The sequence below is a fragment of the Mucilaginibacter sp. genome, from assembly GCF_039925265.1.
Classification (GTDB): domain Bacteria; phylum Bacteroidota; class Bacteroidia; order Sphingobacteriales; family Sphingobacteriaceae; genus Mucilaginibacter.
On the sequence record NZ_JBDSZG010000008.1, the window covers coordinates 230,233 to 255,539 of the forward strand.

At 44.6% G+C, this 25,307-nt stretch carries 15 protein-coding genes; 14 read left to right on the plus strand and 1 reads right to left on the minus strand.

Translation table 11 applies throughout. The annotated features are described in order from the left end of the window. Nucleotides 1-16 precede the first annotated feature (16 nt). From ABIX36_RS03080 to ABIX36_RS03100, 5 genes are all read left to right on the plus strand, one after another. Complete coding sequence (locus ABIX36_RS03080) at nucleotides 17-1,219, plus strand: Gfo/Idh/MocA family oxidoreductase (protein WP_348080694.1); 1,203 nt, start codon at nucleotides 17-19, stop codon at nucleotides 1,217-1,219. A gap of 50 nt (nucleotides 1,220-1,269) precedes the next feature. Further along, nucleotides 1,270-2,172, plus strand: a complete 903-nt coding sequence (locus tag ABIX36_RS03085) for a sugar phosphate isomerase/epimerase (RefSeq protein ID WP_348080695.1) — start codon at nucleotides 1,270-1,272, stop codon at nucleotides 2,170-2,172. A gap of 103 nt (nucleotides 2,173-2,275) precedes the next feature. Next, nucleotides 2,276-3,907: a GMC family oxidoreductase gene (locus tag ABIX36_RS03090; RefSeq protein ID WP_348080743.1), complete on the plus strand. Its 1,632-nt coding sequence runs from the start codon at nucleotides 2,276-2,278 to the stop codon at nucleotides 3,905-3,907. A gap of 51 nt (nucleotides 3,908-3,958) precedes the next feature. Next, entirely contained in the window at nucleotides 3,959-6,238 is a 2,280-nt protein-coding gene (locus tag ABIX36_RS03095; protein ID WP_348080696.1) for a hypothetical protein, read from the plus strand. A gap of 523 nt (nucleotides 6,239-6,761) precedes the next feature. Further along, nucleotides 6,762-6,992 carry a hypothetical protein gene (locus ABIX36_RS03100; RefSeq protein ID WP_348080697.1) on the plus strand — a complete coding sequence of 77 codons (231 nt, stop codon included), beginning with the start codon at nucleotides 6,762-6,764 and terminating at the stop codon, nucleotides 6,990-6,992. 23 nt (nucleotides 6,993-7,015) lie between these two features. Here the strand turns inward: ABIX36_RS03100 and ABIX36_RS03105 are convergent, their stop codons facing one another. Then, nucleotides 7,016-7,915, minus strand: coding sequence for an AraC family transcriptional regulator (locus ABIX36_RS03105; protein WP_348080698.1), 900 nt, complete (start codon nucleotides 7,913-7,915; stop codon nucleotides 7,016-7,018). 319 nt (nucleotides 7,916-8,234) lie between these two features. Between ABIX36_RS03105 and ABIX36_RS03110 the strand changes: the two genes are divergently transcribed. From ABIX36_RS03110 to ABIX36_RS03150, 9 genes are all read left to right on the plus strand, one after another. After that, nucleotides 8,235-9,248: a LacI family DNA-binding transcriptional regulator gene (locus tag ABIX36_RS03110; RefSeq protein ID WP_348080699.1), complete on the plus strand. Its 1,014-nt coding sequence runs from the start codon at nucleotides 8,235-8,237 to the stop codon at nucleotides 9,246-9,248. A gap of 199 nt (nucleotides 9,249-9,447) precedes the next feature. Continuing rightward, nucleotides 9,448-12,531, plus strand: a complete 3,084-nt coding sequence (locus ABIX36_RS03115) for a TonB-dependent receptor (protein WP_348080700.1) — start codon at nucleotides 9,448-9,450, stop codon at nucleotides 12,529-12,531. Between the two features lie 23 nt (nucleotides 12,532-12,554). Beyond that, nucleotides 12,555-14,258, plus strand: a complete 1,704-nt coding sequence (locus tag ABIX36_RS03120; protein ID WP_348080701.1) for a RagB/SusD family nutrient uptake outer membrane protein — start codon at nucleotides 12,555-12,557, stop codon at nucleotides 14,256-14,258. An 81-nt stretch (nucleotides 14,259-14,339) separates the two neighbouring features. Beyond that, nucleotides 14,340-15,857, plus strand: a complete 1,518-nt coding sequence (locus tag ABIX36_RS03125) for a glycosyl hydrolase family 28 protein (RefSeq protein ID WP_348080702.1) — start codon at nucleotides 14,340-14,342, stop codon at nucleotides 15,855-15,857. 143 nt (nucleotides 15,858-16,000) lie between these two features. Then, complete coding sequence (locus ABIX36_RS03130) at nucleotides 16,001-16,297, plus strand: inositol oxygenase family protein (protein WP_348080703.1); 297 nt, start codon at nucleotides 16,001-16,003, stop codon at nucleotides 16,295-16,297. Between the two features lie 8 nt (nucleotides 16,298-16,305). Then, nucleotides 16,306-18,978: a GH92 family glycosyl hydrolase gene (locus tag ABIX36_RS03135; protein WP_348080704.1), complete on the plus strand. Its 2,673-nt coding sequence runs from the start codon at nucleotides 16,306-16,308 to the stop codon at nucleotides 18,976-18,978. A gap of 49 nt (nucleotides 18,979-19,027) precedes the next feature. Then, nucleotides 19,028-20,929, plus strand: coding sequence for a glycoside hydrolase family 97 catalytic domain-containing protein (locus ABIX36_RS03140; RefSeq protein WP_348080705.1), 1,902 nt, complete (start codon nucleotides 19,028-19,030; stop codon nucleotides 20,927-20,929). A 46-nt stretch (nucleotides 20,930-20,975) separates the two neighbouring features. After that, a complete protein-coding gene (locus ABIX36_RS03145; RefSeq protein WP_348080706.1) occupies nucleotides 20,976-23,483 on the plus strand; it encodes a glycosyl hydrolase in 2,508 nt (835 codons plus the stop codon). A gap of 15 nt (nucleotides 23,484-23,498) precedes the next feature. Then, nucleotides 23,499-25,196 (plus strand): alpha-L-fucosidase, encoded by a 1,698-nt coding sequence (locus tag ABIX36_RS03150; protein ID WP_348080707.1) that lies wholly within the window; start codon nucleotides 23,499-23,501, stop codon nucleotides 25,194-25,196. The last annotated feature ends 111 nt before the right edge of the window (nucleotides 25,197-25,307 follow it).

A 25,307-nucleotide genomic window follows, 5' to 3' on the forward strand; every position in this document is an offset into this window, starting at 1 on the left:
ATTATTCTGAAATTTTATGAAAATAGCAATACTTGGATCGGGATTTATAGCCCGTTTTTATGCGGATACGCTTGCCGGACAGCGTAGAAAAGACACACTGCACGTTGTTTACTCTCGCACTGAAGCAAATGCAGATAAATTTGCGGGTGATTATGATGTGCCCCATTTTTTTACGGATATGGCAGAAGCGGTTAACCACCCCGAAATTGATGTGGTGATCATTGCGCTTGCCAATCACCTCCATCTTGCCGCGATTGAAGCCTGTGCTAAAGCCCGTAAGCATGTTTTATGCACCAAACCATTGGGCCGCACCGGCGAAGAAGCCAAATTAATGGTGGAATTGGTGGAGAAGGCCGGAATTATGGGCGGCTATTTAGAGGACCTCTGTTATACCCCCAAGTTTTTAAAATCGCTGGAAAGCGTAAAGAACAATAGCATTGGCCGCGTGCTGTGGGCAAAATCAAGAGAAGCGCATCCCGGCCCGCACAGCGACTGGTTTTGGGATAAGGAAAAATCGGGCGGTGGCGCTATTATCGACCTGGGCTGCCATTGTATTGAGATCGCCAGGAATTTTATTGGTAAAGGCGTTAAGCCGGTTGAGGTAATGTGCTGGGCAGCTACCCAGGTGCACCCCATAGCCGCCGAAGACCATGCCATCGGGTTAGTGAAATACGCTAATGGTGCAATAGGCCAGTTTGAAGTAAGCTGGTGTTTTCGCGGTGGAATGGATCTGAGAGACGAAGTGATGGGAACGGAAGGCACCATTTGGCTGAACAGCTTTTTACGTACCGGGTTCGAAATGTTCAGCACTGGTAAAGGTACAGGATATGTAGCCGAAAAAGCCGAATCGAATAGCGGCTGGCTTTTTCCGGTAGGCGATGAAGTGCACGAATTAGGCTACAGCCACATGTTTACTGACATGTTTGAAGCTATCGAAAACCACCGCGAACCTTCAGAAACTTTTTATGACGGGTACGTGGTTAATTGCCTTATTGATGCAGCCTACAAATCTGCAGCATCGGGCACCTGGGAGCCTGTTAATTTGCCCGTGTGGCGTGGTACGGAAGCAGAAGCACATTCGATAAGCTACCATAACTATGACGAGCATCATTACCTGATCAAAGAAGAGATATTACCCGACGGAAACATCAGCCGCATCCTCAAGGATAAGGCAACAGGGATTGTCAGCAAAATTAGCATCGTTACTTCAGAAGTTTAACTCCTTTAGCGAATGGCTTTAAGCCTTTCATCAAATTATTAACAAAGTATATGAATCAATCACGTCGCCGCTTTATAAAAAACTCATCCGCCCTGCTTGCTGGTGCGGCATTAACACAAACTGCCTTCGCCGGCAACTTTAAAAGACCTGTGCCTGTTAGCGGCCACCTATGGATTTACGCCAGCAAATATTCGCCTGAGAGCGGCTATGATTGCACACCGGTGCTCGAAACTATTTTCAGCGATTTTAAATATGCAGGTATAGATGGTTTGGAATTGATGGAAGCTATTTTAAGGCATGATGACGCAGTGCAAAAATTGCTCGACCTGAGTGGCAAATACGGCGTGCCGGTAACCGGCAGCAGCTACAACGGAGAAATGTGGAATAAAAACAGGCATACCCAAATACTGGAAGATGTAGACCTTGTAACCCAAAGATTGCATCAGGCCGGCGGCAAAACCTTCGGCATATCAGTGGGTGATGCGCGCCATAAAAAAACCGAAAACGAATTGGATGCCCAGGCCGAAGTTTTAAAAGAAATATGGAAGGTTTGTGATAAAAACAAAATTCAGCCTAACCTGCATAACCATACCTACGAGGTTGAAAATGACATGCATGATTTGAAAGGCACCATAGCACGTATTCCCGGCATAGCGCTGGGGCCCGACCTTAACTGGCTGGTAAGAGCGGGTATTGATCCGGTTAATTTTATTCATACTTACGGCCATCAAATGGTGTATATGCACATTCGCGATCAGAAAGCTGATGGTAAATGGACGGAAACAGTTGGAGACGGCATGATCGACTTCAGGGCTATAGCTGATGCTTTAAAAAAGATAAATTTCAAAGGTAGGGCAGCTATTGAACTTGCCTTCGACGCACCGCCCGTTAACCCCATAAAGGATGACTGGAAGAAAAGCAGGACATATGTAAGAGACACTTTTGGTTGGTAACTGGTATAATCATTAAAAGAAATTGGTCAATAATACTACGCCGAACATTAATAAAAAAGGCACCGAACAACACACCTTTGACGCCATAGTTGTAGGCTCTGGCATGAGTGGAGGCTGGGCTGCAAAGGAACTTTGCGAAAAAGGGCTTAAAACGCTGGTTTTAGAGCGTGGCAGGAATATCGAACACATAAAAGACTATCCTACCGCCACCACGGCACCTTGGGAATTTGAGCATCATAACAATCTTACGCTAAAGGATAAAGAAGAAAACCCCATTGTTTCCAGGTGCTACGCTTATACCGAAGCAACCAGGCATTTTTTTGTAAAAGACAAGGAGCACCCCTACATTCAAATTAAACCTTTCGACTGGATTAAAGCCTACCAGATTGGCGGCAAATCATTGTTGTGGGGCAGATGGACCCAACGCTGGAGCGACCTGGACTTTGAAGCTAATTTGAAAGAAGGCATAGCGATTGACTGGCCCATTAGGTACAAAGATATAGCACCCTGGTACTCTTACGTTGAAAAATTCGTAGGCATTAGCGGCAATCGCGATGGTATACCGCACTTGCCTGATGGAGAATTTCAACCGCCCATGGAAATGAATGTGCTTGAGAAGCATTTTAAGCAAGCTGTGGAAACCAACTATCCTGAAAGGCATGTTATTATCTCAAGAACGGCAAACCTTACAAAAGGGTTGAACGGCAGAGGGCCCTGCCAGTACCGGGATATGTGTTTTAGGGGATGCCCATTTGCGGGTTATTTCAGTAGCGTATCTGCTACTTTGCCGGCTGCAAAAGCCAGCGGTAATTTGATTTTAAGGCCTTTTTCAGTAGTACATTCCATTATTTACGATGAGAAAAAGCAAAAAGCGACAGGGGTAAGAGTAATTGACGCAAATACGCACCAAATGACCGAATATTTTGCGAAGATCATATTCGTAAATGCAGGAACATTGAATACAACCCTGATATTGAAAAACTCAATATCTGCTTCATTTCCAAACGGGTTGGGAAACCATAGCGGTGTATTGGGTCACTTCCTGATGGATCATAATTACCGGGGCAGTGTAACCGCCGAATATGAAGGATTGCAAGATAAATATACTTATGGCAGAAGGCCTACCGGTATATACGTACCGCGCTTTACCAACCTAAACGGTGATAAGCGCGCGGAATATATCCGTGGCTTTGCCTTTGCTGGCAGCGGTTCCAGAGTAACCGGGAATGTGCAGGAACAAAGTATAGGAGCCGGGTACAAAGAAGCGCTCACAGAACCCGGCAACTGGCAGATGCATATGGTGGGCATGGGCGAATGTTTGCCCTATCATGATAATAAAGTAACGCTTAGCGGAGACAAACACGATTCATGGGGTATGCCCTTATTGGAAATTGACTGCTCTTATAAAGAAAACGAGCTTAAAATGCTTCAGGATATCCTAAGCATTGGGCAGGAAATGCTGGCAACAGCAGGTTTCAAAAATATAACTATTAAAGATTCTGAACAGGCACCAGGTTTAGGCATCCACGAAATGGGAACAGCCCGCATGGGCAATGATATAAACACTTCTGTACTGAATGAGCATAACCAGGTTTGGGGTGCCCCCAATGTATTTGTAACGGATGGTGCTTGCATGACTTCCACCGCTTGCCAAAACCCTTCGTTAACCTATATGGCTTTAACTGCGCGGGCGGTTGATTATGCGGTAGCAGAATTAAAAAGAAACAATATTTGATAATGCGCTTACTTGCTTTAGCGGTTTGCATAACTACATAAACCGCAGAAAATGCTTAGAAAAAACATCTTATTCCTTTTAGTTTTTATTGTCTGGTTTTTGCCCGGAAATGCCCTTTTCGCACAGGTTATAGGTTCCTGGTCGTTTACCAAAGCGGGGATGCCGTGCTATGAATTTACAGGCAGATTACCCTTCATAGCTGCTGACAAGAACGGCAAAGATGCCGACCAGCCCGAAGATCCGTTCTTTTTGCTTGGAAATTATCGGATGGCGCTGATCACCCACGCCAGCGGTGTTTATCAGTTTATCACCGCAGAACGTGCCTGGGCCAGGATCAATGGCTCCGGCCAGACAAATTATGGTGCTAACGAGGCTGATGTAACGATCAGTAATTCCGGAGGAGCAAAAAAGATCCGGTTAACCGGCATCAGCTCTATTGCATCGGACAGTGTGCTTACCCATAAATATTTTGGTGTTGGGTTCGCTCGTTACACTTATCAATTGGATGATGGCTTGACCTGCACACGTGTACTATCCGTTAAGCCTTCTCAATATATCAATACCGGCAACCCTTCGTTCGTTATAACCGTTACTTTAAAAAATAATGGTAACGCAGCACAGCGCTTAACCTACCGGGAACGGATGCGGGTAAATTACGTGATGAACGGGTTACAATATACCGATCCGGGAAAATGGCCGATTGTTTACCCAACTGATATGAAGGTTGACCAGGCAGGGCAGATTGGCCTGGCCGTAATAACTGCCAAAAAGAACAGCTTTTTGCCTGTACCCGGCAAAAATGAGCGTTTTATTTATGACGTAGCACCACCGGCAGTTTTCATGTATGCCAGAAATCTCAACAGTTCGTATCATTCTGAAGTAAAAGCCTCGAAAGACACCTTATCTTCGGTGGTAACTACATCCCTCAAACCCGGGGAAAGCAAAATATTCCAGGTAGTAATTGGGTTAGCCGATGGCAAATCCTACGCGGATATAAGTAAACAAGTAAATGAATTGCTGCTTGGCACTGACCAAAAAAATCCGGAAAATGGATTATACGCAAATCAATGGAAAAGCCGGTTGCCTGATTTATCCTTAGAAAAAAACGAAATTTTAAAGCGTGAGATGCTTTGGAATGCCCACATGATGGAAGCTTCGGCTAAATACAACAGCTATTACAAAGAAACGTTTATACCACAGGGGACGGTATATAGTTACTACTTCGGCGATAATATTTCGAACAGGGATCATTTGGCGGCAATATTGCCTCTCTGTTATACCAACCCCGAACTGGCGCGCTCAGCTATACGGTATGTGATGGCGCACACTGAATCGGATGGCGAACTCAAGCGTGGTAATACAGGCTACGGCTATTCACAACCATCTTTTTTTAAAGAAAGCGACGAGCAGCTATACTTTTTTAATACCCTGGCCGAATATCTGCTTATAACCAAAAACTATTCATTTTTAAATGAGCGGGTAACGCTATATCCAGCTGAGACCGGCCATAAAGAAGTAGTGCTTAATGTTGTAAAGAAATACTTCATTTATTTAAGGGACGAGATAGGCCAAGGGCCCAACGGGTTGGTTAGAATGTTGAATTCAGATTGGAGCGATAGCTTTTTTCATAAATATTCGCCAAATGTATACGGTGGGTCTGCCGAATCGCACCTTAACAGTGCGATGCTACTCGCGGTTTTTCCAAAACTAATCGACGCATTGAAACTTTCAGGGAACCCGGCAGCGAAGGATTTGATCATAGCCATGGAAAAGTACCGGCTCACAGTAAGCGAAGCCTTCATGAAGGACCTGGGCAACCGGAAATTTACAGCCAGGGCTTACTTGAGCAGAGATCTGAAATTTGGCCTGGACAACGTGTGTATAGAACCGCAAGGTTATTTACTTCAGATACCCGATTTGTCCGCGGAGCGAAAAAAACAGATTTACGAATATGTAAAAAGTAAATTACTAACACCGGAAAAGATTGGTATAAGAACACGGGAGAAACCACTTTGGAGTGGCAATCCCGACGGAGAAGACGGCGGGATATGGTACTCGCTTGAATACCCTGTTCTATTGGGTGTCGCTACTTTTGATAAAGTGGAAGCCCGGTCTTTGTTATTGAAATTTTCCTTCGACAACTTCGCTAAACAATACCCCAACTACTGGGTAGGGCAATGGACCGCACCCGATGAAATGAACTCAACGTTATACAGGGAAGGTCTATATGCCTTCTGGGTACCCTCACCTGACCGTAAAAGGGCCTTTCAGGGATATTGTTCTCATCCGCATACCTGGCCATTGTTCTGTTATTTTAAGTTGAAAAATTAGCAAATCAACATATGTACAACTGAATGAATTTGGAAAACCTTCGCCTTCGTTCTCAATAACATGGTAATAGCTACCGGTAGTTTTATCAGGAAACTTGAAAAAGTCGGTTGATTACGTTAGCAGTTTTTACTAAAGTAACATTTTTGATCTGGTGCCTGCATGAGGTACGGAATCGAATTCCTAACTTAATAGTAAAGCTGCTAAATTAATCTAATCTTCTGTAAATGAGTTGATAAGTACACATTTGGAAGTACTTAAGTGTGCTCAAAAGCAAGGCAAGGTATATCTCGTGCTTTATCAACACTATGTGAAGAAAATCTTATAGTTTTATAGGAGCTAATTAATCCAAGTGTTAAATTTTCAATTCATTAACTTGTTCATAAAGTAACCAGCACTTTCAAGTTTTCAAAAAAACACTTCGATTTTAGTCCAGCTCTAGCCACCTTGCACGGAGCTCTTAGAGGAATCCACCCTCTTCCTAAGCAACTTGTAAATCGTTCAGAATCTTCAATTGTTCCACCCAATGGTTCGAATTATGTCCAGTCTGGGGAGCGAGAATGGGCAAGCACCAAAAAGTGATTTTTGGGGGTACATCGAACCAATTATAGGTGACACGAGCCATAAAAAACGGCTTGATAAAATCCGAAACTACATTACCAACCGCGTTCCGTTAGAAGAGGTAAGCAGCAATTTTGAAAGCTGGTTAAACCCGGCCAACGGTGTGAAAAGCGATGGTAACAATCGCGAGCAATAATAAAGACCTTATAATATCGCCTATCATGAAATCGCGTCATATTTCTTTAAACCAACATTTCTATATTCTTGCGGTGTTAAGCCGGTTTTAATTTTAAAGAGCTTAGAAAAATAAGGTACCGATTCGAAATTTAAAAGATAGGCAACACTTTTTACGGAATTTTCCGGGATCAACAACAACTCCTTAGAATGTTGAATCTTTAACTGTATGAGGTATTGATTCGGAGCAAGCCCCGTGTATTTTTTAAACTGTTTTCTAAACCAGGAATAACCCACCTGTAACTCGTTAGCAATATGCTCAGGGGTTGCGTTTTGGTTCATGTGATCGCGCAGTAAAAACCGGGCTTTCTCTATGATAAGCTGTATGTTGCTTTCGCCCTCAAATGAAGCCTGGGCCAGTTCTGAATAAATGATCCCTAATAAATGAACCGCTGCGCCCGAAATAAGGGGCTGATAACCGGGCCTTTCACTTTTTGTCTTTTCGATAATATCCGAAAACAGGTTAAGTATTGAATCTTTAAGGCCTATATCAAGCACAGGTTTTTGTACACTAAAAAACTTGTTAGCTATAAAATTATCAAAAATAGGCCCGTTCAGCCCTATCCAATGTTCATGCCAGCCGGTGTTTGCATCAGGCTTATACCGGTGGCGCTCGTTAGGAAATAATATAATTATAGAACCCTCTTTAACGCGCCTTAACTTACAATGTTCCGACTCAAACTCACCTTCGCCCTGGGTAATGTATATAATTTGATATTCGTGCAGCACCCTGCCGTTTTTCCAGGTGAAGTAATAACTTTTAGGATGTTCTCTGCTTGGGTAACTGCTGGATTTTAAAATATGCGTATAGCCGGCATTGAGGATGGTTAAACCCCAAGCTTCATCATCCTGGTTTACAGGCAGGTATTTACAATAATCCCTCATGCTTATAATTGGCTCCAAAAGCAGCAACGCTGGCAGCTGATCTCAGTAAAAATAAAGCTTAATTCTAAGTTTATCAAACAAGTCCTCTTTTATGTCATAAAGTATAATTCATATATCAAAATGGATATTCTCTTTGCAGCGCTTTGTATTAGATTTGATATATAAACTAAAAATGCTTTGAATTTCTGTTCATAGCAAACCTAATTTGATCATATTAAAATTGTTGAAGATTTTGGACCGGGCAATCATCCCGATTAAATTCTCGCTAAAAAAGCATGAATTTATAATTAATAAGTCCTGCATAAAACTCGTTAATTAAATGGGAGAAATTACAATAAGGCACCTGGCAGAAACCCTCAACGTTTCCACAGCCACTATATCAAAAGCTTTAAATGATAGCCATGATATAAGTGACGCTACCAAGGGGCGCGTTTTTGAACTGGCCAGATCATTAAACTATCGTCCGAATCCGTTTGCGAGCGGCTTACGCAAACATAAAAGTAAAACCATCGCCGTAATCTTACCGGAAATAGCTGATAATTTTTTTGCACAGGCCGTAAACGGCATCGAAGAAATAGCCCGGGAAAAGGGTTATCATTTGCTGATCTACCTAAGCCACGATTCGTCTGAAACAGAGGCCTTCTTCATCAATGATCTATTGGGCCGTTGTGTAGATGGGCTACTGATCTCGGTATCTTTTGATGGCATAGATTTTACGCACCTTGATGAAATACAAGGGAAACTGCCAACCGTTTTTTTTGACCGCACCTACAGCGGCAGTTTATTACACGTTACCAACAACGATTTTGAAAGTGCTTACCAGGCAACAAAACATCTGTATGAGTGCGGCTGCCGGCAGATATCTTTTTTATCGATATTACAAGGGCTGGAAGTTGGAAATCAACGATTACAGGGACATTTATGCGCGCTGCAGGACTGCGGCCTTCCGTTCAACCCATCGCTGGTTATCAATTGCAGCAATAACAAGGAGGATAACGAGGCCAAATTGTACCATTTGATGAAGACGGTAAAACCCGATGGTATTGTTTCCTCGGTTGAAAAGTTGGCCAAATTGTGTTATCACACCTGCAACGATCTGGGCATCGCCATCCCGGAAGATGTAAAGATAGTGAGCTTTTCAAACCTCGATAGTGCCTCACTCCTCAACCCATCGTTAACAACCATTACACAACCCGCGTACGACATTGGGAAACAGGCCGCGACCATGCTTTTTAAAGTACTTAAGTACAGCAATTACGAGGCGGAGAGCATGGTAATGAACTCAGAGCTGATAAAAAGGCAATCGACAAATGTATCGGTATCTTCAACTTAAAGCCCCCGTTTCCTGTTTATTTACTTAACCGATTAAGTAAATAAACTCAGGTGTTTTTACAAATCGATATATGATATTATTCAAATTAGCAACTATAAATCAGCACGTTTACGTTCAAAAGTTTAACTGTCAATAAGACAATAAAACCATAAAACTACAACCGCTGTAACCAATTAAATAACCAACCAAATAACCAATTATGAGTAAACTTAGACTAATTTTTCTGAGGGGTAAATTGCTTTGCACTTTTCTCTCATTGCTAACCTTCCTTTGCTTTACCGATGTGCAAGCCCAATCCCCGGTAAACGGGGTTGTAAAGGACGTAAACGGCGCCCCAATTCCCGGTGTAACGGTAGTAATTAAGGGTAGCCAAATAGCCGTAGCTACAAATGTCGATGGCAAGTTTACCATTAACGCAGGTGCCACCGCCACCTTAAAAATCAGCATGATCGGCTTCGAAACCAGGGAAATAACCGTTGGCAACCAACAGCAGATCAACGTTATTTTAAAACAAAGCAGCCAGGGCTTGCAGGAAGTAGTTGTGATAGGATACGGTACCAAAAAGAAGATAGACTTAACTGGAACTGTAAACTCGCTGCAGGCAGACGAAATTGTTAAAGCCAGGGCTACCGGTACACAGGAGGCTATGCAGGGCAGGTTGCCAGGTGTAGATATCAAGAGAACATCAGGAAAACCAGGTTCTGATTTTAATATCGAGATCCGGGGTGCCAACTCCATTACGGGGAGCACGCAGCCTTTGTATGTTATTGATGGAATAGCAGTGGCGCAAAACGGCGGGGCAACCAACCCCGTAAACGACCTGAATCCAGCCGATATCGAACGTATCGACGTGCTTAAGGACGCCTCCTCTACCGCCATTTATGGATCGCGCGGTGCAAACGGCGTAATATTGATAACAACCAAGCGCGGCAGCAAAGGCAATGTTAAAATTACGTATGACGGCTATACCGGCATTGTAAATGCTTACAACCTGCCCCCGGATATGAACGGGCCTGCATTTGTAGATTACGCCCGCGACTTTTATAATGAACTGGCACAGGCCACCGCTTTACGCAATGGTACGCCCTTACCAACAACATCTGTTACCGACGATAAAATATTTTCGGCTACGGAATTGGCCAACATTGCCGCAGGGAAGTATACTGATTGGATCGAACTTATCAAGAAGAACGGCGTATCAAGTAATCATAATTTATCCATATCCGGCGGCGATGAAAAAACAACCTATTTTATAGGTGCCGGTTACCAGCAGTATGACGGTACTATAGAGGGCGCAAGCACCAAAAAGTACACATTGAAAGCGGGTTTAGATAAAAACATCAACAACACCTTTAAAGTTGGAGGATCGGTATACTCAACTTTTGCTCACATTCGCCCGGGTAGCGCAGAAATCTTCAGAAGTGCCTACCGTTTAAGGCCCACCGGTAGCGCCTACAACGCCGACGGCAGTAAACGCTTTTTCACCTACGAAGGCGAAACACAGATAACAAACCCGCTATTTGAGCCCGAAAACGAAATTAGGCAACAGCAATATTTGCATTTGCTGCCTAATGTGTATGCCGAAGCCAACATTATCAAAGGCCTCCGGCTGCGTAGTTCGTTCAGCCCGGATCTTACCTTCCAACGCCAGGGGCAGTACAATGATATGCTCTCTAAACAACAGCTGGGTACACGGCCAAACAGTGCATCTACAGCTTCAAATCAATGGGTTAACTACACCTGGGATAATTTGCTCTCGTACGCTAACGAAATTGGCAAGCACAAATTCGATATAACACTTGGTAATACCTTTGAATACCACCAGCAGGATTTCAGCTCCAATTCAGTTCAGGGTTTACCGTTCCGTTCGTTGTGGTATAATTTACAATCGGCAACTACTGTTAATGGCATAGCGCCTATTATTACAGTAGCCAGCGGCTATAGCAAACAAACTATCGCATCTTATTACGGCAGGGTAAATTACACGTTTAATAACCGCTATTTGCTTACCGGTACCTTACGTACCGATGCCAACTCACTGTTTGCGCCGGGCAATCAAAGGGGTTGGTTCCCTTCAGCCGCTGCCGCATGGATCGTAAGCGAAGAAGAATTTTTAAAGGGCATAAGCGCTATAAACCTGCTGAAATTAAGATTTACCTACGGTAAATCGGGTAACGCAGCCATAAGCCAATTTTTGCAGCCTTATGGCACACAGTCTACCCTAAATCAAACGTTTTATGACTTCAATGGAGCCGGTGCCAATGGCTTCTCTCCAAATTTTGGTAACCAAAATCTGACGTGGGAAAAAACCGACGAGTATAACCTGGGCCTTGATCTGCAAATGTTTGGCGGCCGCATTGGTTTACAGTTAGACCTTTATAACAAAAAATCAAAAGGCAGTATATTATCTCAACAAATTCCTGCTGCCAATGGCTATGGAGCTACCACTACCAATTTAGGCTCGGTGGGCAACAAAGGTATTGAGGTAGGTTTAAACACTATTAACCTGCGTGGCCGGGGCTTTAATTGGACCACCAACGTCAATTTTGCCGTAAACAAAAACCAAATTCTGGAGCTTTATGGTGATGGTAAAGACGACATCGGTAATGCCCGTTTTATTGGCCAAAAAACAAGGGTAATTTACCGTTATAAGATCATCGGCGTTTGGCAAAATGATGAGGCCGACCAGGCGAAAACTTTCAACAGGATCCCGGGGCAATATAAGATCCAGGACTTTAGCGGGCCCGCTGGTAAACCTGATGGTAAAATAGACTCTTATGACAGGCAGATACTGGGTAGCGATATCCCTAACTGGTTTGGCGGCCTTACTAATACCGTTACTTTCTCCAACGTGGATTTTAGCTTTACGCTTTACACCCGTCAGGGGGCCTTTCAAAACAGCGTGTTCTTAGAGCAGGTGATGAATGGCGATCAGGGCCGCGCGCGCTTCGGAGCTTTTGACAGAAGCTACTGGACCCCAACAAACCCCAGCAATACCTGGGCCAATACTGCCCGCGAAACCGATGGCGATGCCAGGGCATCAGCGCAGTTCCAAAATGCTTCTTATACCAAAGTGAGCAATATTACATTGGGTTATACAGTGCCCAAACGATTGTTGAGTAAGGTAAAAATACAAGGGCTTAGGGTTTATGCAAACGCCTTTAATCCATTCATATTTACCAAATTCATTGGTTGGGATCCGGAAAACCCTGATGGCAACTCTTTTCTTAACCAGGACTTTCGCACCCGCACATTTACCCTGGGTGTTAACTTAACCTTATAATTAAATCACTTTAGGACATCAACATGAAATTTTTCAATAAAACATATATTATCATCGGCCTTAGCATGCTACTGGCCGGTGTTACAAGCTGTAAAAAGTTTACCGATGAGTACAATCCCGGTAATCGTACGGCAGAGACTTATTATAACCTCAACGCTGGTTTTCAGGATCTGGCGAAATCAAACTATACAACATTACGCGGGCTGGTCAATTTTCCACAATTCTTTAACATCGGTACAGATGTATACAGCACACCGGGCATAAACGATAACAATGCCCTCAATTTATACAATAGCCAGCTTAATTCCTCTTTGGGGGATGCCGATAGCTTTTATAAGCAATTGTATAACGCTATTAATATTGCCAATAACACCATGTACTGGGCTACCCAGGTAACAGATGGCGATGTAACCGTGATAAACACGCGCGTAGCCGAAGCAAAAGCGCTGCGCGCATGGTATTATTTTTTACTTACCGAAACATTTGGTGATGTGCCGCTGGTAACAACGCGCACTACAAGCGTAACATTAGCTTATACACGTACGCCCGAAAAGGACATTTACGCGCAGGTAATACAGGACTTAAATGATGCTATTAGCGCCTTACCGGCAACTACGCCAGATTTTGGCCGTATTACTAAAGGTTTTGCCCAGCATTTGCTTGCTAAAGTTTATTTAACCCGCGGGTATAAAAGCTATGCCGCTCCAAACGACTTTCAGCAGGCTGCAACCGTGGCAGATGCCGTTATCAGCTCCGGCATGTATGCGCTTAAAGCAAAATATTCCGACTTGTTCGACCCTGCTATAAGCGGCTTTCAGGCCAATAGCGAGGTTATATTTTCTGTACAATATAGCACAAATGCTTTAACTAACGGCTTGGGGAATAGTTTGCACCAGTGGTTTTTATGGGATACGCAAAATACGCCTCTGGTTGGCCGCAGCACCTTCTATGGTAAAACATTGAACGCCATATCGCCCAATCCTTATTTTTTCAGCCTGTTTAACCGCACAAGCGACAGCAGGTTTTCCGCTACTGTGTTTGATGGCGTAATTACACAGGTTGCCGGTTCATTTGCCGGTAAAAACTATGCTGTTGGCGATACACTTATCTATTACCCGGCGGTGGCATTTACAGCCGAGCAAAAAGCAGCGCGTAAATACATCGTTATCAACCCGGATGAGTATCGCAACTCACCATTCCTTGCCGGGGCGCGTAACTATCCCCAATTTAAAAAATTCAGGGATCCGTTTGTAACTACCTATGCAGAGAATGCCGGCGCGAGAGACACCTACGTTTTCCGCCTTGCAGAAACCTATCTTATAGCTGCGGAAGCATACGTTAAGTTAGGCAACCAGGGCTTGGCGCTCACCAGGTTCAATACCATACGTACACGTGCCGCCAAAGCAGGCACCAACCCCGCTACAGGTTTGGCATACAGTGCAGACCTGCTATACGCGGGAACCTTAACGCTTGATGCCATACTGGACGAACGCGCCCGCGAACTGGCAGGTGAGGAGTTTAGATGGTATGAACTTAAACGCGTTTACGAAACAGCTGGCAACGTTGCCAGCAATAAATTACTTACGCGGCCATTGATCTACAATGACGAATTGAAAGCAGCCTCTGCTGGCAAAACTGCTTTAGATGCTAAGTTCCTGTTAAGGCCTATACCACAATCGCAAGTTGATTTAAACAGAGGGCCTTTTGCCCAAAACCCAGGCTATTAAATTGTATTTACCTTCCGGAGACGTTTCTCCGGAAGGTATTATCATTTTACCGAGGTCATCGGCAGCGGCTCAATTATAACTATGAAAAAACACTTCGTGATCATAGCCCTCGGGTTATTAACAGCAACAGTATCGGCGCAGCAAAAAACATATACTATTACTGCTTTTGGTGCTAAAGCGAATAAGAACTTTAAAAACACAATTGCTATACAAGCGGCAATTGATGCCGCGCATAAGGCCGGTGGTGGGCTTGTTTTAATCCCTGATGGTAATTACATAAGCGGCCCGGTTGTTTTGAGATCAAATGTAGAACTCCATCTTACCGACAACGCCATACTCTTGGGTTCATCAAACCGGCTGGACTACCCCACCAAAGGCACCCTTGCCTTAATTTCTGCAACCGGTCAGCAGAATATTGCCATCACTGGTAGTGGCGTTATTGACGGCCAGGGACGGGAACTGGTAGAAAACGTACTTTACCTTTTAAATAAAGGGCTCATTACCGATCCGCAGTGGAAGGTTAAACGGCCAACAGAAAAAAACAGGCCATTGATCCTCTCCTTTGACAATTGCACATCAATCAAAATAACAGGTATTACACTGAAGGACGCCGCAGGATGGGTGCAAAATTATAACAAGTGCAGCAACATATTAATTGATAGTATGCGGGTAGAAAGCACCGCTTACTGGAACAACGACGGCATAGACCTTACCGATTCTAAAGACGTTAGGATAACCAACAGCACATTTAATGTAACCGATGATGCCATCTGCCTAAAATCGGAGGATGAGCATTCGGCATGTGAAAATGTAACGGTAGAAAATTGCGTGCTTCGTTCAAGCGCCAGCGGCTTTAAGTTGGGGACCGGCTCCGTAGGCGGGTTTAAACATATCCGCGTAAATAACCTTACCGTTTACAACACCTACCGCTCTGCAATAGCGCTGGAAAGTGTGGATGGAGCCATACTTGAGGATATTGATATCCGCAATGTAGTAGCAACAAATGTGGGCAACGCCATCTTTTTGCGCTTAGGCCATCGCAACACCAACAATAGATACGGTACACTTAAACATGTTTACATTGGTAACGTTAAGGCCAGTATCCCTTCAGGAAAACCAGATATAGGATATCCCGTGGAAGGCCCTCCCCCAAAGGTTCCGCCGCATAACGTAGTCCCGTCATCAATAACCGGTGTTCCCGGCCACCCTGTTGAGGATGTGATTTTGGAAAATATAGAAATTACCTACGCCGGCGGGGCAAGCAAAGATATTGCCGAGGTAAAAACAGACAATCTCGCTTCTGTTACAGAAAATGCCGCCGGATACCCCGAATTTACCATGTTTGGCGAACTCCCTGCATGGGGTTTTTATGTACGTCATGCTAAAGGCATTATCATTAAAAATCTAAAGCTTACCGTGGCGCAGGATGATTTTAGGCCCGCTATGGTATTTGATAATGTTGCCGGTTTAAAAATGGTGGAGACAGCTATTCCTTCGGTAAATAGAACACCGGCTATCATATTAAACAAGGTTACCAATCATTCAATAGAAAAACTGCTTATACCCGGAGATGTGCCGACGATGGTAAAACAGCAATGATCTATGTAAACGTTTACGTAAAAAAACTGCAGCTATAATTATTATATACGCAGCTTTTTTTTAATTCTAATAAAAATTCTTCGCCCCCAAAAACACGACTCTTATAGTGATTTAACCAATTAACACTACATAAAACATCTGTTATGAAAAACGTAAAACAGGAAGAAATGTCTCCTTTATCAAGCATTGAGGAATGGGAAGATGATGTATCGAAACAAGCTTTGTATATGATCCGTTACCATTGGTTTTATTCGCAACACCGCGAAAACGCATACGATTATTTGCTGAATGCACACGACCATGAGATGTTTAAGTGGGTGGATAAATTTAACCGGTATGATTTGTACTCAAAAAGCCCGAAACCTCCGGTGGTATCCGAGTTAAAGCCTTATTATGAGGATCTGATAGCCAAACAACTACCTCCAACAGTTAAATTATAGATAAATTAATGCTATTAAGACGCCTAATTCTCCTTTTTGCTTTGCTATGCGCAAGCTTTAACACATACGCACAGCAAAGCGATTTGGTAAAATACGTTAACACGCTTGCCGGTACAGCAACAAGCACTACAAATTCGGCATTAAAGCACGGCTCGGTAGAAGCTAACTTCGCTAACACCATACCATCTGTATCTACCCCATTTGCCATGACACAGTGGACGGCGCAAACACAGGCTACCGAGCGTAAATGCATCCCTCCCTATTATTATAAAGATGATCAATTTTCCGGCTTCCGCGGCTCGCATTGGATCAGCGGTTCCTGTATGCAGGATTACGGCAGTTTAACCGTAATGCCCCTTACCGGAAAGCTTGATATAACCACTAAAACAACAACCTTTAGCCATAAAAACGAACTGGCCACTCCCTATTTATACCGTTTAGATTTACCGAAATCAAAATTACAGTCGGCGGTAACTGCTACCCCCCGGTGCAGTATAATGGAATTTACCGTCAATACAGCCGATAGCCTTTATTTGCTGATAACACCCAACAGCGACTTTGGGCAGGGCTACATCAAAGTAGATGAAAAACGCGGCGAGATTTATGGTTACAATCCCGTACACCGCATATACCAGGGCTGGGGCGACCCCGCGGGTTTTGGCGGCTACTTTGTGATAAAAATAAATAGGGCCATCAACAGTTTCGGCACATTCACCGGCAATAAGATCAACACCGGCAATACCGTTTCATCGCAAAAAAACATCGGTGTATATCTTGGCTTTAAAATGCGCAGAAACGAAAAGCTGAACGTGCGCACAGGTACATCTTTTAGCAGTATTGATGGCGCACGAAAAAACCTGGAGGCAGAGATCCCGGGCTTCGACTTTAGCAAAACGGTTTCACAGTGCAAAACTGCATGGCAACAAACCCTAAAACAGGTGGTAGTTAATACCGCCAATGAAAAGGATAAGCGCATTTTTTACACATCTTTTTACCATGTATTACAACATCCGCGCTTGTATAACGATATTGATGGCACCTACCCTTTGTTTGCGTCCAGCAACAGGCTGGGCAAATTAAGCACAGGGAATTATTACGACGATTTTTCGCTGTGGGATATTTACCGGGCGCAAATCCCTTTGTTGGAAATATTGAATCCCAAACTGGTTGATGATTTCGTACAATCATTAATGTTGAAAGGCACACAAGGCGGTTGGTTACCTATTTTCCCTTGCTGGAACAGTTATACCTCCGAAATGATTGGCGATCACACCACTTCCATCATCACATCAGCATACTTAAAGGGCATCAGCACATCTAATCAAACTTTAGCTTACAAGCTGATGCGACAAAATGCCTTTGAGCTGCCTGCGAAAAGGGAAGATTATATAGAAGGAAAAGGCCGCCGCGCGCTGGATAGCTATCTAAAGTACGGTTACGTTCCCCAGGAAGACAGCGTTAAGGATGCCTTCCACAAAGCGGAGCAGGTAAGCCGCACGCTGGAATACGCTTACGATGATTACGCCTTATCCCTGATGGCAAAAAAAATGCAGCACAACTCAGACTACCTGGTGTTGCAAAAACGGGCGAAGAATTATACTAATGTATTTGATTCGTCGGTAAACTCGGTTAGGGCACGCATGAAAAACGGCGACTGGATAAAACCTTTCAATGCCGACCTGAAGCAAAGCTACATTACCGAGGGAACACCCAGGCAATATACCTTTTATGTACCACAGGATATACCGGGCCTTGCCGGGTTAATGGGCGGGCGGGATAAACTGGAACAAGCTTTAGACAGCATATTTCTTAAAAACGAGTACTGGCATGGTAACGAACCTGGGCATCAGATCCCATTTATGTATAACTATACCGGAAACAGCTGGAAAACAACAAAGGAAGTAAGAACTATATTGGCCAACGAATATAGCGATGGCCCCGGCGGATTGGGCGGTAACGACGATGCCGGGCAAATGTCGGCCTGGTATATGTTTGCCACAATGGGGTTCTACCCGCTAAACCCCGTTTCGGGCGAATATTTGCTATCCGCCCCGCTTTTTGATAAGGTTACTATCAACTTACCGGGTGCCAAACAACTGGAAACAACCTGTCATAAACAGTCCTCCAAATCCATATACATTTATAAAGTTACATGGAATGGCAGGCTTTACACCCAAAATTACCTACAGTACAATAACATTGTGCGCGGTGGTAAATTAGATATTTTCCTGCAGGACAAACCTGATAAATTATGGGGAAATTTCCCTTCGGATCAACCCCAGGGCCTCTCTATTGATTTGCCTCCGGGGGAAAAGGCAGGCAAAGTGGGCGAGGTGAAAAACATCTATTTCAGCAATATTAAATGCCAGAGCGAGAATGGGGTATACATCAGCGGCGAATCTTCAGACAAGATCAACGGTATTTATTTTGATAATGTAGACGTACGCATCAATAAAACAACCAACATACCCGGCGGCATTTATGACCAGCGGCCGGCAAATGCCGGCTTTTACCTGGACAACGCCACCAACATTGTAATCAGCAACAGCTCGGTAACGTGGGGAATAAATCGTCCTCCATTTTTTGCGCATGTGTTACAAAGCCACAACGTTATCAATTTAAAAACAGAAAAACTTGAAGGCGAACCCGCGTCCCCTGGCGTATTAAAAATAGCACAATGATAGGCATCTATTTAAATAAGTATCCTATTGAATTTTAACTACAGTAACTATGAGTAAATTTTACACCACACCAATTACCGCTTGTTTTTTTAGGCTGATGACGTTTTGTTTTATTACATCGGCGCTATTTAACACCACATACCTGCATGCGCAGGGAAGTAAAACCACCCTGGTATCAAGCCCGGACGGGCAAATAAAAATAAAGATTTCCGTAGCCAATAAAATGCTCACCTACGCGGTTACTTATAAAAATACGCCGGTCATCCTCCCCTCCGTTATGGGATTGATGGTGAACGGAAAAACTTTTGGCCGCGCCGAACGATTGGGAACAGCAAAAAGCTATGTAATCAACCAAACCTATACCATTAATGGCGTGCATAACACTGCTATTGACCATTGCAATGGCAAAAAAATTCAAATCGTTTCAAGTGAAAAGCCGTTAACACTGGATGTACGGGCCTATAATAACGGCGTGGCTTTTAAATATGCTATTGCTAACAAGGGCGATGCCGTTATCAGTAAAGATATTACGCAATTTAATATCCCTGCCGGTACCGATGTTTGGTCGCAATCAAACATCCAATATTACGAAGGCCTTTACAAGAAGAAAGGAATTGCAGCCTTTAAAGCAGGAGAATTGGCCGGCCCGCCAGCAACGCTGGAACTTGCCGACAGCAAAGGCTATGCAGCGATAACAGAAGGCGGCCTGATCGATTTCGCTGGCATGTCGCTCACAGCCTCGGGCAATAATGGCTTTACGGCCAACCTAACAGGCGACACTAAAAAAACCGGTGCTTTTGATTCGCCATGGAGGATCATCGAAATTGGTGCCGATCTAAACACACTGGTTAACTGCGATATCGTAACCAATGTTTCCAATGCTCCAGATCCAATCTTATTTCCACAGGGTAATCTTACTCCCTGGGTAAAACCAGGCAGAAGCGTTTGGTCATGGCTGGCAGAAAAACAAGCTATCACCCTGGATAATATGAAGCACTTTAGCGACCTGGCCGCTGAATTAGGTTTTGAATATAATTTGGTTGACGAAGGCTGGGGCAATTGGAAAGACGGGGAACGCGATAAGTGGGCCATGATGAAAGATCTGGTAGATTATTCTGCCAAAAAAGGGGTTAAGGTATGGGTTTGGAAAGCCTATCCCGACAGGAATGGCATACCGGGTATTAACACGCCCGAAAAACGCCGCGATTTTTTCAAGAAATGCAAAGAACTGGGCATAGCAGGTTTAAAAGTTGATTTTTTTGATTCCGAAGCGCAGGAGATCATCGCGTTTTACCGGGACGCTCTGCGGGATGCGGCCAAATATGAATTGATGATGGATTTTCACGGCGCCAACAAGCCTACCGGTGAAAACCGTACCTGGCCAAACGAATTAACTCGCGAAGCTATCCGTGGCCTGGAGAACGGAGCACCCTGGGCACCCGGTAACGTAACCCTGCCCTTTACACGTTTGCTAACCGGCCCGGCAGATTTTACTCCTATCCACTTTGGTAACCGCCTGGGCGAGGTTACCTGGGCACACCACGTAGCAACTATGGTGGTATTTACGTCGCCATTAATGTGCCTTGGAGCTGATCCGCAAAGCATTTTAGATAACCCCTGCAAATCAATCATCCAACAGATTCCCCCAACCTGGGACGAAACCATTGTTTTAACGCAAAGTAAAATTGGCGAGCTGGCTTTATTTGCCCGGCGTAAAGGGACAACTTGGTTTGTAGCCGGCTTAAATGGAACAAGTGATGCTAAAAGCTTAAATATCCCCTTATCATTTTTAAAGAAGGGTCGATACACACTTACGATATTGAAAGATGTGCCGGATATACAGGCGAACGTAACAATAGAAAACTCGAAAATAACAGCGGCCCAATCTGTAAGTATTAATATGAATAAAGCAGGCGGTTTTGTAATGAAATTAGAACAGGCCGGCAAATAGTACGGCTGGTTTACACAAGTATTTAAAGATTAATAACCTTATAATTATGAACAATTTTCGTTGGGCATTGACTGCCCTTTGCCTGCTGCTGTTGAACAACGCCGGGGCGCAAACTAAAACAAAGGCCGGGCAAAACCCTACTGCCAACCCTGAAAAAAGCTTCCTTAATCCTCCGCCTGCCGCAAAACCCGGCGTTTTGTGGATGTGGATGGGCGCAAATGTGAGCAAGGCGGGGATCCGGAAGGACCTTGAAGCCCTGAAGAAGGAAGGCTTTAACCGTACCACTATGTTTAGCCTGGCTGATGTAACCACCCCATGGGCCGGGTCGATAGGAAACAGCCCCACCCCGGAGATCATCTCCTGGACAGAGCCGTGGTGGAAAATGGTGCGTTACGCCGCAGAGGAATCAAAACGCCTGGGAATGGATTTTGGCATGTACAACGGCCCGGGTTATGAATCGAGCGGAGGCCCCTGGGTAACGCCTGAGCAATCTATGCAGGAAGTGTGCTGGTCGGCAACACCGGTAAGCGGCAATACACATGTCGCTATTAAGTTGAGCCGCGCCAATGTAAAATTGCGGGGCCACACCCCTTGGCCAATACACAACCCTAAAACAGGCATAGCAGAGATACCCGATGTACCCGCCAGGCAAACCTATTATAAAGATATTACGGTACTGGCTATGCCCGAAAAAGGCACAGTATTAACCAGCCAGGTGATAGATCTATCTAAAAATATGCAGCCCGATGGCAGTTTAAGCTGGGACGCACCGGCAGGTAATTGGATCATCTACCGTTTTGGGCACACCACATCAGGTACAATGATACAGCCCGCGCAATGGCAGGCAACAGGTTTGGAGTGCGATAAAATAAGCCAGCAGGCCATCGATTTTCACCTTGATCATGTAATTGGCGAAATACAAAAACACATCGGCGATCTTATCGGCACCGGTTTTAACCATCTGCACTTCGACAGCTATGAAGCCGGTACACCTACCTGGACACCGCTTATGCCCCAAGAATTTTTAAAACGCCGGGGGTATAGTGTAATGCCCTACCTGGCCACTTTTGCGGGTAGGGTAGTTTGCGATGATAAGTCGGATTCTTTAAAGTTCGTTCGTGATTTTGATGCGACCGTTAAAGACCTATACCGCGATATCTACTTCAAAACCATAGCAAAAAAGGTACACGCAGCAAAATTACAGTTTTTGTGCGAGCCTTATGGCGGCCCATGGCGACAGGACGAAATAATGCCGCTGGTGGATAAAGTAATGACGGAATTTTGGACACATGGCGGCAAGTATTCGCCATACGAGTTGGAGACAACGGTGCAGGCGTTAAGAAAATCAGGCCAGAATATTGTTGAAGCCGAAGCTTTTACAGGTGACCCGAGAGACAGTAAATGGGACGAAACGCCGGCATGGATAAAACCGATGGGAGATGCAGCTTTCTGCGAAGGAGTTAACCGCCTTATACTACACCGCTTTGTACAGCAGCCCTGGGATGCCAAATACTTGCCGGGCTTAACCATGGGGCAATGGGGCACGCACTTCGATCGTACCCAAACCTGGTGGGAACCCGGCAAAGCCCTTGTTGATTACTGGCAGCGCTGCCAGGCATTATTGCAATGGGGACGGATAGCTAAGGCAGATAAAGATGATGTTACAATAACAGGCGCTCAGGCGGGCAGTGTGTTAAAAAATATCCACCGCACGGATGGGAAAACTGATATATATTTTGTGGCGAACACAGCGCATCAGCCAATAACCGCAAGTTGCACTTTTAAAATAGCCGGCATGCAACCCGAACTATGGGACCCGGTAACTAAAACAATGCGCAACCTGCCAAATTTTAACAGCGATATGGGGCGTACCAGCATCACCATAAATTTTGACGACGCCCAAAGCTTTTTTATCGTTTTCCGTAAAAAATCCGTTACGCCGGTTGCTTCCGCGGCAAATTTCCCAACTAAAAAAACATTACAAACCCTCGGTGGCTCCTGGTCTGTCGGTTTCGATGATAAATGGGGTGGTCCGGCACAGCCGGTAACTTTTACTGCGCTCGAGGATTGGACGAAACGCTCCGAACCCGGCATCAAATATTATAGCGGCACGGCAGCGTACACAAAAACGTTCGACCTGGCCGATGTTGCTGCTAAAGAAAAAGCAAATACATACTACCTTGATTTAGGCGAGGTAAAACACCTGGCCCGCGTAAAGGTGAACAATACCGACCTTGGCGTAGTGTGGACAGCGCCATGGGGCGTAAGCATTCCGGCAGGTATCCTCAAATCAAAAAATAACAAATTAACCATTGAGGTGACCAATGTATGGGCTAATCGCTTAATTGGAGACGAACAAGAGCCTGCCGATTGCGAATGGTTGCACGGGCAATGGGGAGGCGATTATTTAAAGGAGTTCCCGGATTGGTTTTTGAAGAATGAACAACGGCCATCCAAGGGCCGGTACTGTTTCACTACCTGGAATTATTTCACAAAAGATTCGCCTTTGATATCTTCCGGTTTAATTGGCCCTGTTAGCCTTAAAAAAGAATAAATTTAATTATAAGAAATGAGAAAAAATTTAACGTTGCTGCTGCTGATCAGTCTATACTGCTTTAACAGCTTATCGGCACAAACGCCAAAATTGCCCACGAACGACCCTAAAATGAAATGGTGGAAAGACGACAAGTTCGGGATGTTTATACATTGGGGTTTGTATTCTGTACCAGCGGGGATGTATCACGATAAACCAGTTAAAGGTATTGGCGAGTGGATAATGAACACCGCTAAAATCCCTGTAGCAGAGTATAAACAATATGCCAAACAGTTTAATCCGGATAAATACGACCCGGAAGCTTGGGTGAAGATTGCTAAAGATGCCGGGATGAAATACATCGTCATCACCTCTAAACATCACGAAGGCTTTGCCATGTTCGATTCTAAAGTAACCGATTGGGACGTAGTAGATTCATCGCCATACGGAAAGGATATTATAGGCCCGCTGATTGCTGCCTGCCACAAAGCAGGGATAAAGGTAGGCCTGTATTATTCGCAGGCGCAGGATTGGAATAACGCAGGTGGTGCAGCAAGCGGCGGCCATTGGGATAAAGCACAGGATGGTAGTTTTGAAGATTATATCGATAAAATTGCTGTTCCGCAGGTAAAAGAGATCCTGAAAAATTATGGCGGGATAGATGTATTGTGGTGGGATACCCCGCAGGATATGACGCGCCAGCGTGCGGAAAAATTTGAAGCCGTCATAAAAAATTACCCGGCGCTGATCACCAATAACCGTTTGGGCGGAGGCTTTGATGGCGATACAGAAACACCCGAGCAATTTGTACCGGCAACTGGCTTCCCCGGCCGCAACTGGGAATCGTGTATGACGATGAACGACACCTGGGGCTATAAATCGTACGATGAGAACTGGAAAAGCACGAAAACACTTATCCGCGACCTGGCCGATGTGGTAAGCAAAGGTGGCAACATGTTACTTAATGTTGGCCCTAATGCGCATGGCGAAATACCGCAACCCAGTATAGAAAGGCTGGCAACAGTGGGCAAATGGATAAAAGTAAACAAGGAATCCATTTACGGTACAAGGGCCAGCCCCTTCCCTTACCTATCGTGGGGACGCGTTACGCGCAAAGGGCAAAAACTGTATCTGCATGTATTTGATTACCCTACAAACGGGCAACTGGTTGTACCCATGAACAACAAAGTAAGTAAGGCCTACCTGTTGGCAGACCCGAATAAAAAGCCTTTAAAGGCATCGGTAAAAAACGGTCGCAATGTTATAAAACTCCCCGCAATAGCAACCGATTCCATCGACATGGTTGTAGTTTTACAATTTGCCGGAGAGCCAAAAGTTGCGCCTTCCCCGGTTTTTGGTAAAAAGGTAACGGCCTCTTCTCAAAAAGACAGCACTACAGCCGCATGCAACCTATTAGATGGCAACCGCTTTACCCGCTGGCAAGCAGCTAAAGGCGAAAAGAAGGCTACGCTGGAAATAGATATGCAAAAGCCCGTGCAAATTTCCACCTTAATATTAGATGAGCCATGGCACCCCTGGGAAAACAAAAAACAAAACGTAGAACTGCAGTATAAACAAGGAGAAAACTGGGTAAGTATCCTTAAAAACACCACGGGAGGCAGCGGCTACATTACCAATTTTAAACCTGTTACAGCCCAATACTTCCGTTTACTGATAGAGAATAAAAATGAGGACCCGTTGCTTTTAGAATGGCAATTATACGGCCCCGAATAACATCCGATATCACCCCGGTTTAGATAAATAACAATGCAAAACGGCCGCCCTTAAAAAGGCAGCCGTTTTTGTTTTAAATGATCCTGGTAATAATTAAGAATTATTACTTAC

What these genes read in the sequence shown, in the direction of transcription:
- ABIX36_RS03130 (WP_348080703.1), top strand. Translation starts at nt 16,001, where the DNA reads ATGAAAAACGTAAAACAGGAAGAAATGTCTCCTTTATCAAGCATTGAG.
- ABIX36_RS03085 (WP_348080695.1), top strand. Translation starts at nt 1,270, where the DNA reads ATGAATCAATCACGTCGCCGCTTTATAAAAAACTCATCCGCCCTGCTT.
- ABIX36_RS03080 (WP_348080694.1), top strand. Translation starts at nt 17, where the DNA reads ATGAAAATAGCAATACTTGGATCGGGATTTATAGCCCGTTTTTATGCG.
- ABIX36_RS03095 (WP_348080696.1), top strand. Translation starts at nt 3,959, where the DNA reads ATGCTTAGAAAAAACATCTTATTCCTTTTAGTTTTTATTGTCTGGTTT.
- ABIX36_RS03150 (WP_348080707.1), top strand. Translation starts at nt 23,499, where the DNA reads ATGAGAAAAAATTTAACGTTGCTGCTGCTGATCAGTCTATACTGCTTT.
- ABIX36_RS03110 (WP_348080699.1), top strand. Translation starts at nt 8,235, where the DNA reads ATGGGAGAAATTACAATAAGGCACCTGGCAGAAACCCTCAACGTTTCC.
- ABIX36_RS03125 (WP_348080702.1), top strand. Translation starts at nt 14,340, where the DNA reads ATGAAAAAACACTTCGTGATCATAGCCCTCGGGTTATTAACAGCAACA.
- ABIX36_RS03115 (WP_348080700.1), top strand. Translation starts at nt 9,448, where the DNA reads ATGAGTAAACTTAGACTAATTTTTCTGAGGGGTAAATTGCTTTGCACT.
- ABIX36_RS03090 (WP_348080743.1), top strand. Translation starts at nt 2,276, where the DNA reads ATGAGTGGAGGCTGGGCTGCAAAGGAACTTTGCGAAAAAGGGCTTAAA.
- ABIX36_RS03100 (WP_348080697.1), top strand. Translation starts at nt 6,762, where the DNA reads ATGGTTCGAATTATGTCCAGTCTGGGGAGCGAGAATGGGCAAGCACCA.
- ABIX36_RS03135 (WP_348080704.1), top strand. Translation starts at nt 16,306, where the DNA reads ATGCTATTAAGACGCCTAATTCTCCTTTTTGCTTTGCTATGCGCAAGC.
- ABIX36_RS03120 (WP_348080701.1), top strand. Translation starts at nt 12,555, where the DNA reads ATGAAATTTTTCAATAAAACATATATTATCATCGGCCTTAGCATGCTA.
- ABIX36_RS03140 (WP_348080705.1), top strand. Translation starts at nt 19,028, where the DNA reads ATGAGTAAATTTTACACCACACCAATTACCGCTTGTTTTTTTAGGCTG.
- ABIX36_RS03105 (WP_348080698.1), bottom strand. Translation starts at nt 7,915, where the DNA reads ATGAGGGATTATTGTAAATACCTGCCTGTAAACCAGGATGATGAAGCT.
- ABIX36_RS03145 (WP_348080706.1), top strand. Translation starts at nt 20,976, where the DNA reads ATGAACAATTTTCGTTGGGCATTGACTGCCCTTTGCCTGCTGCTGTTG.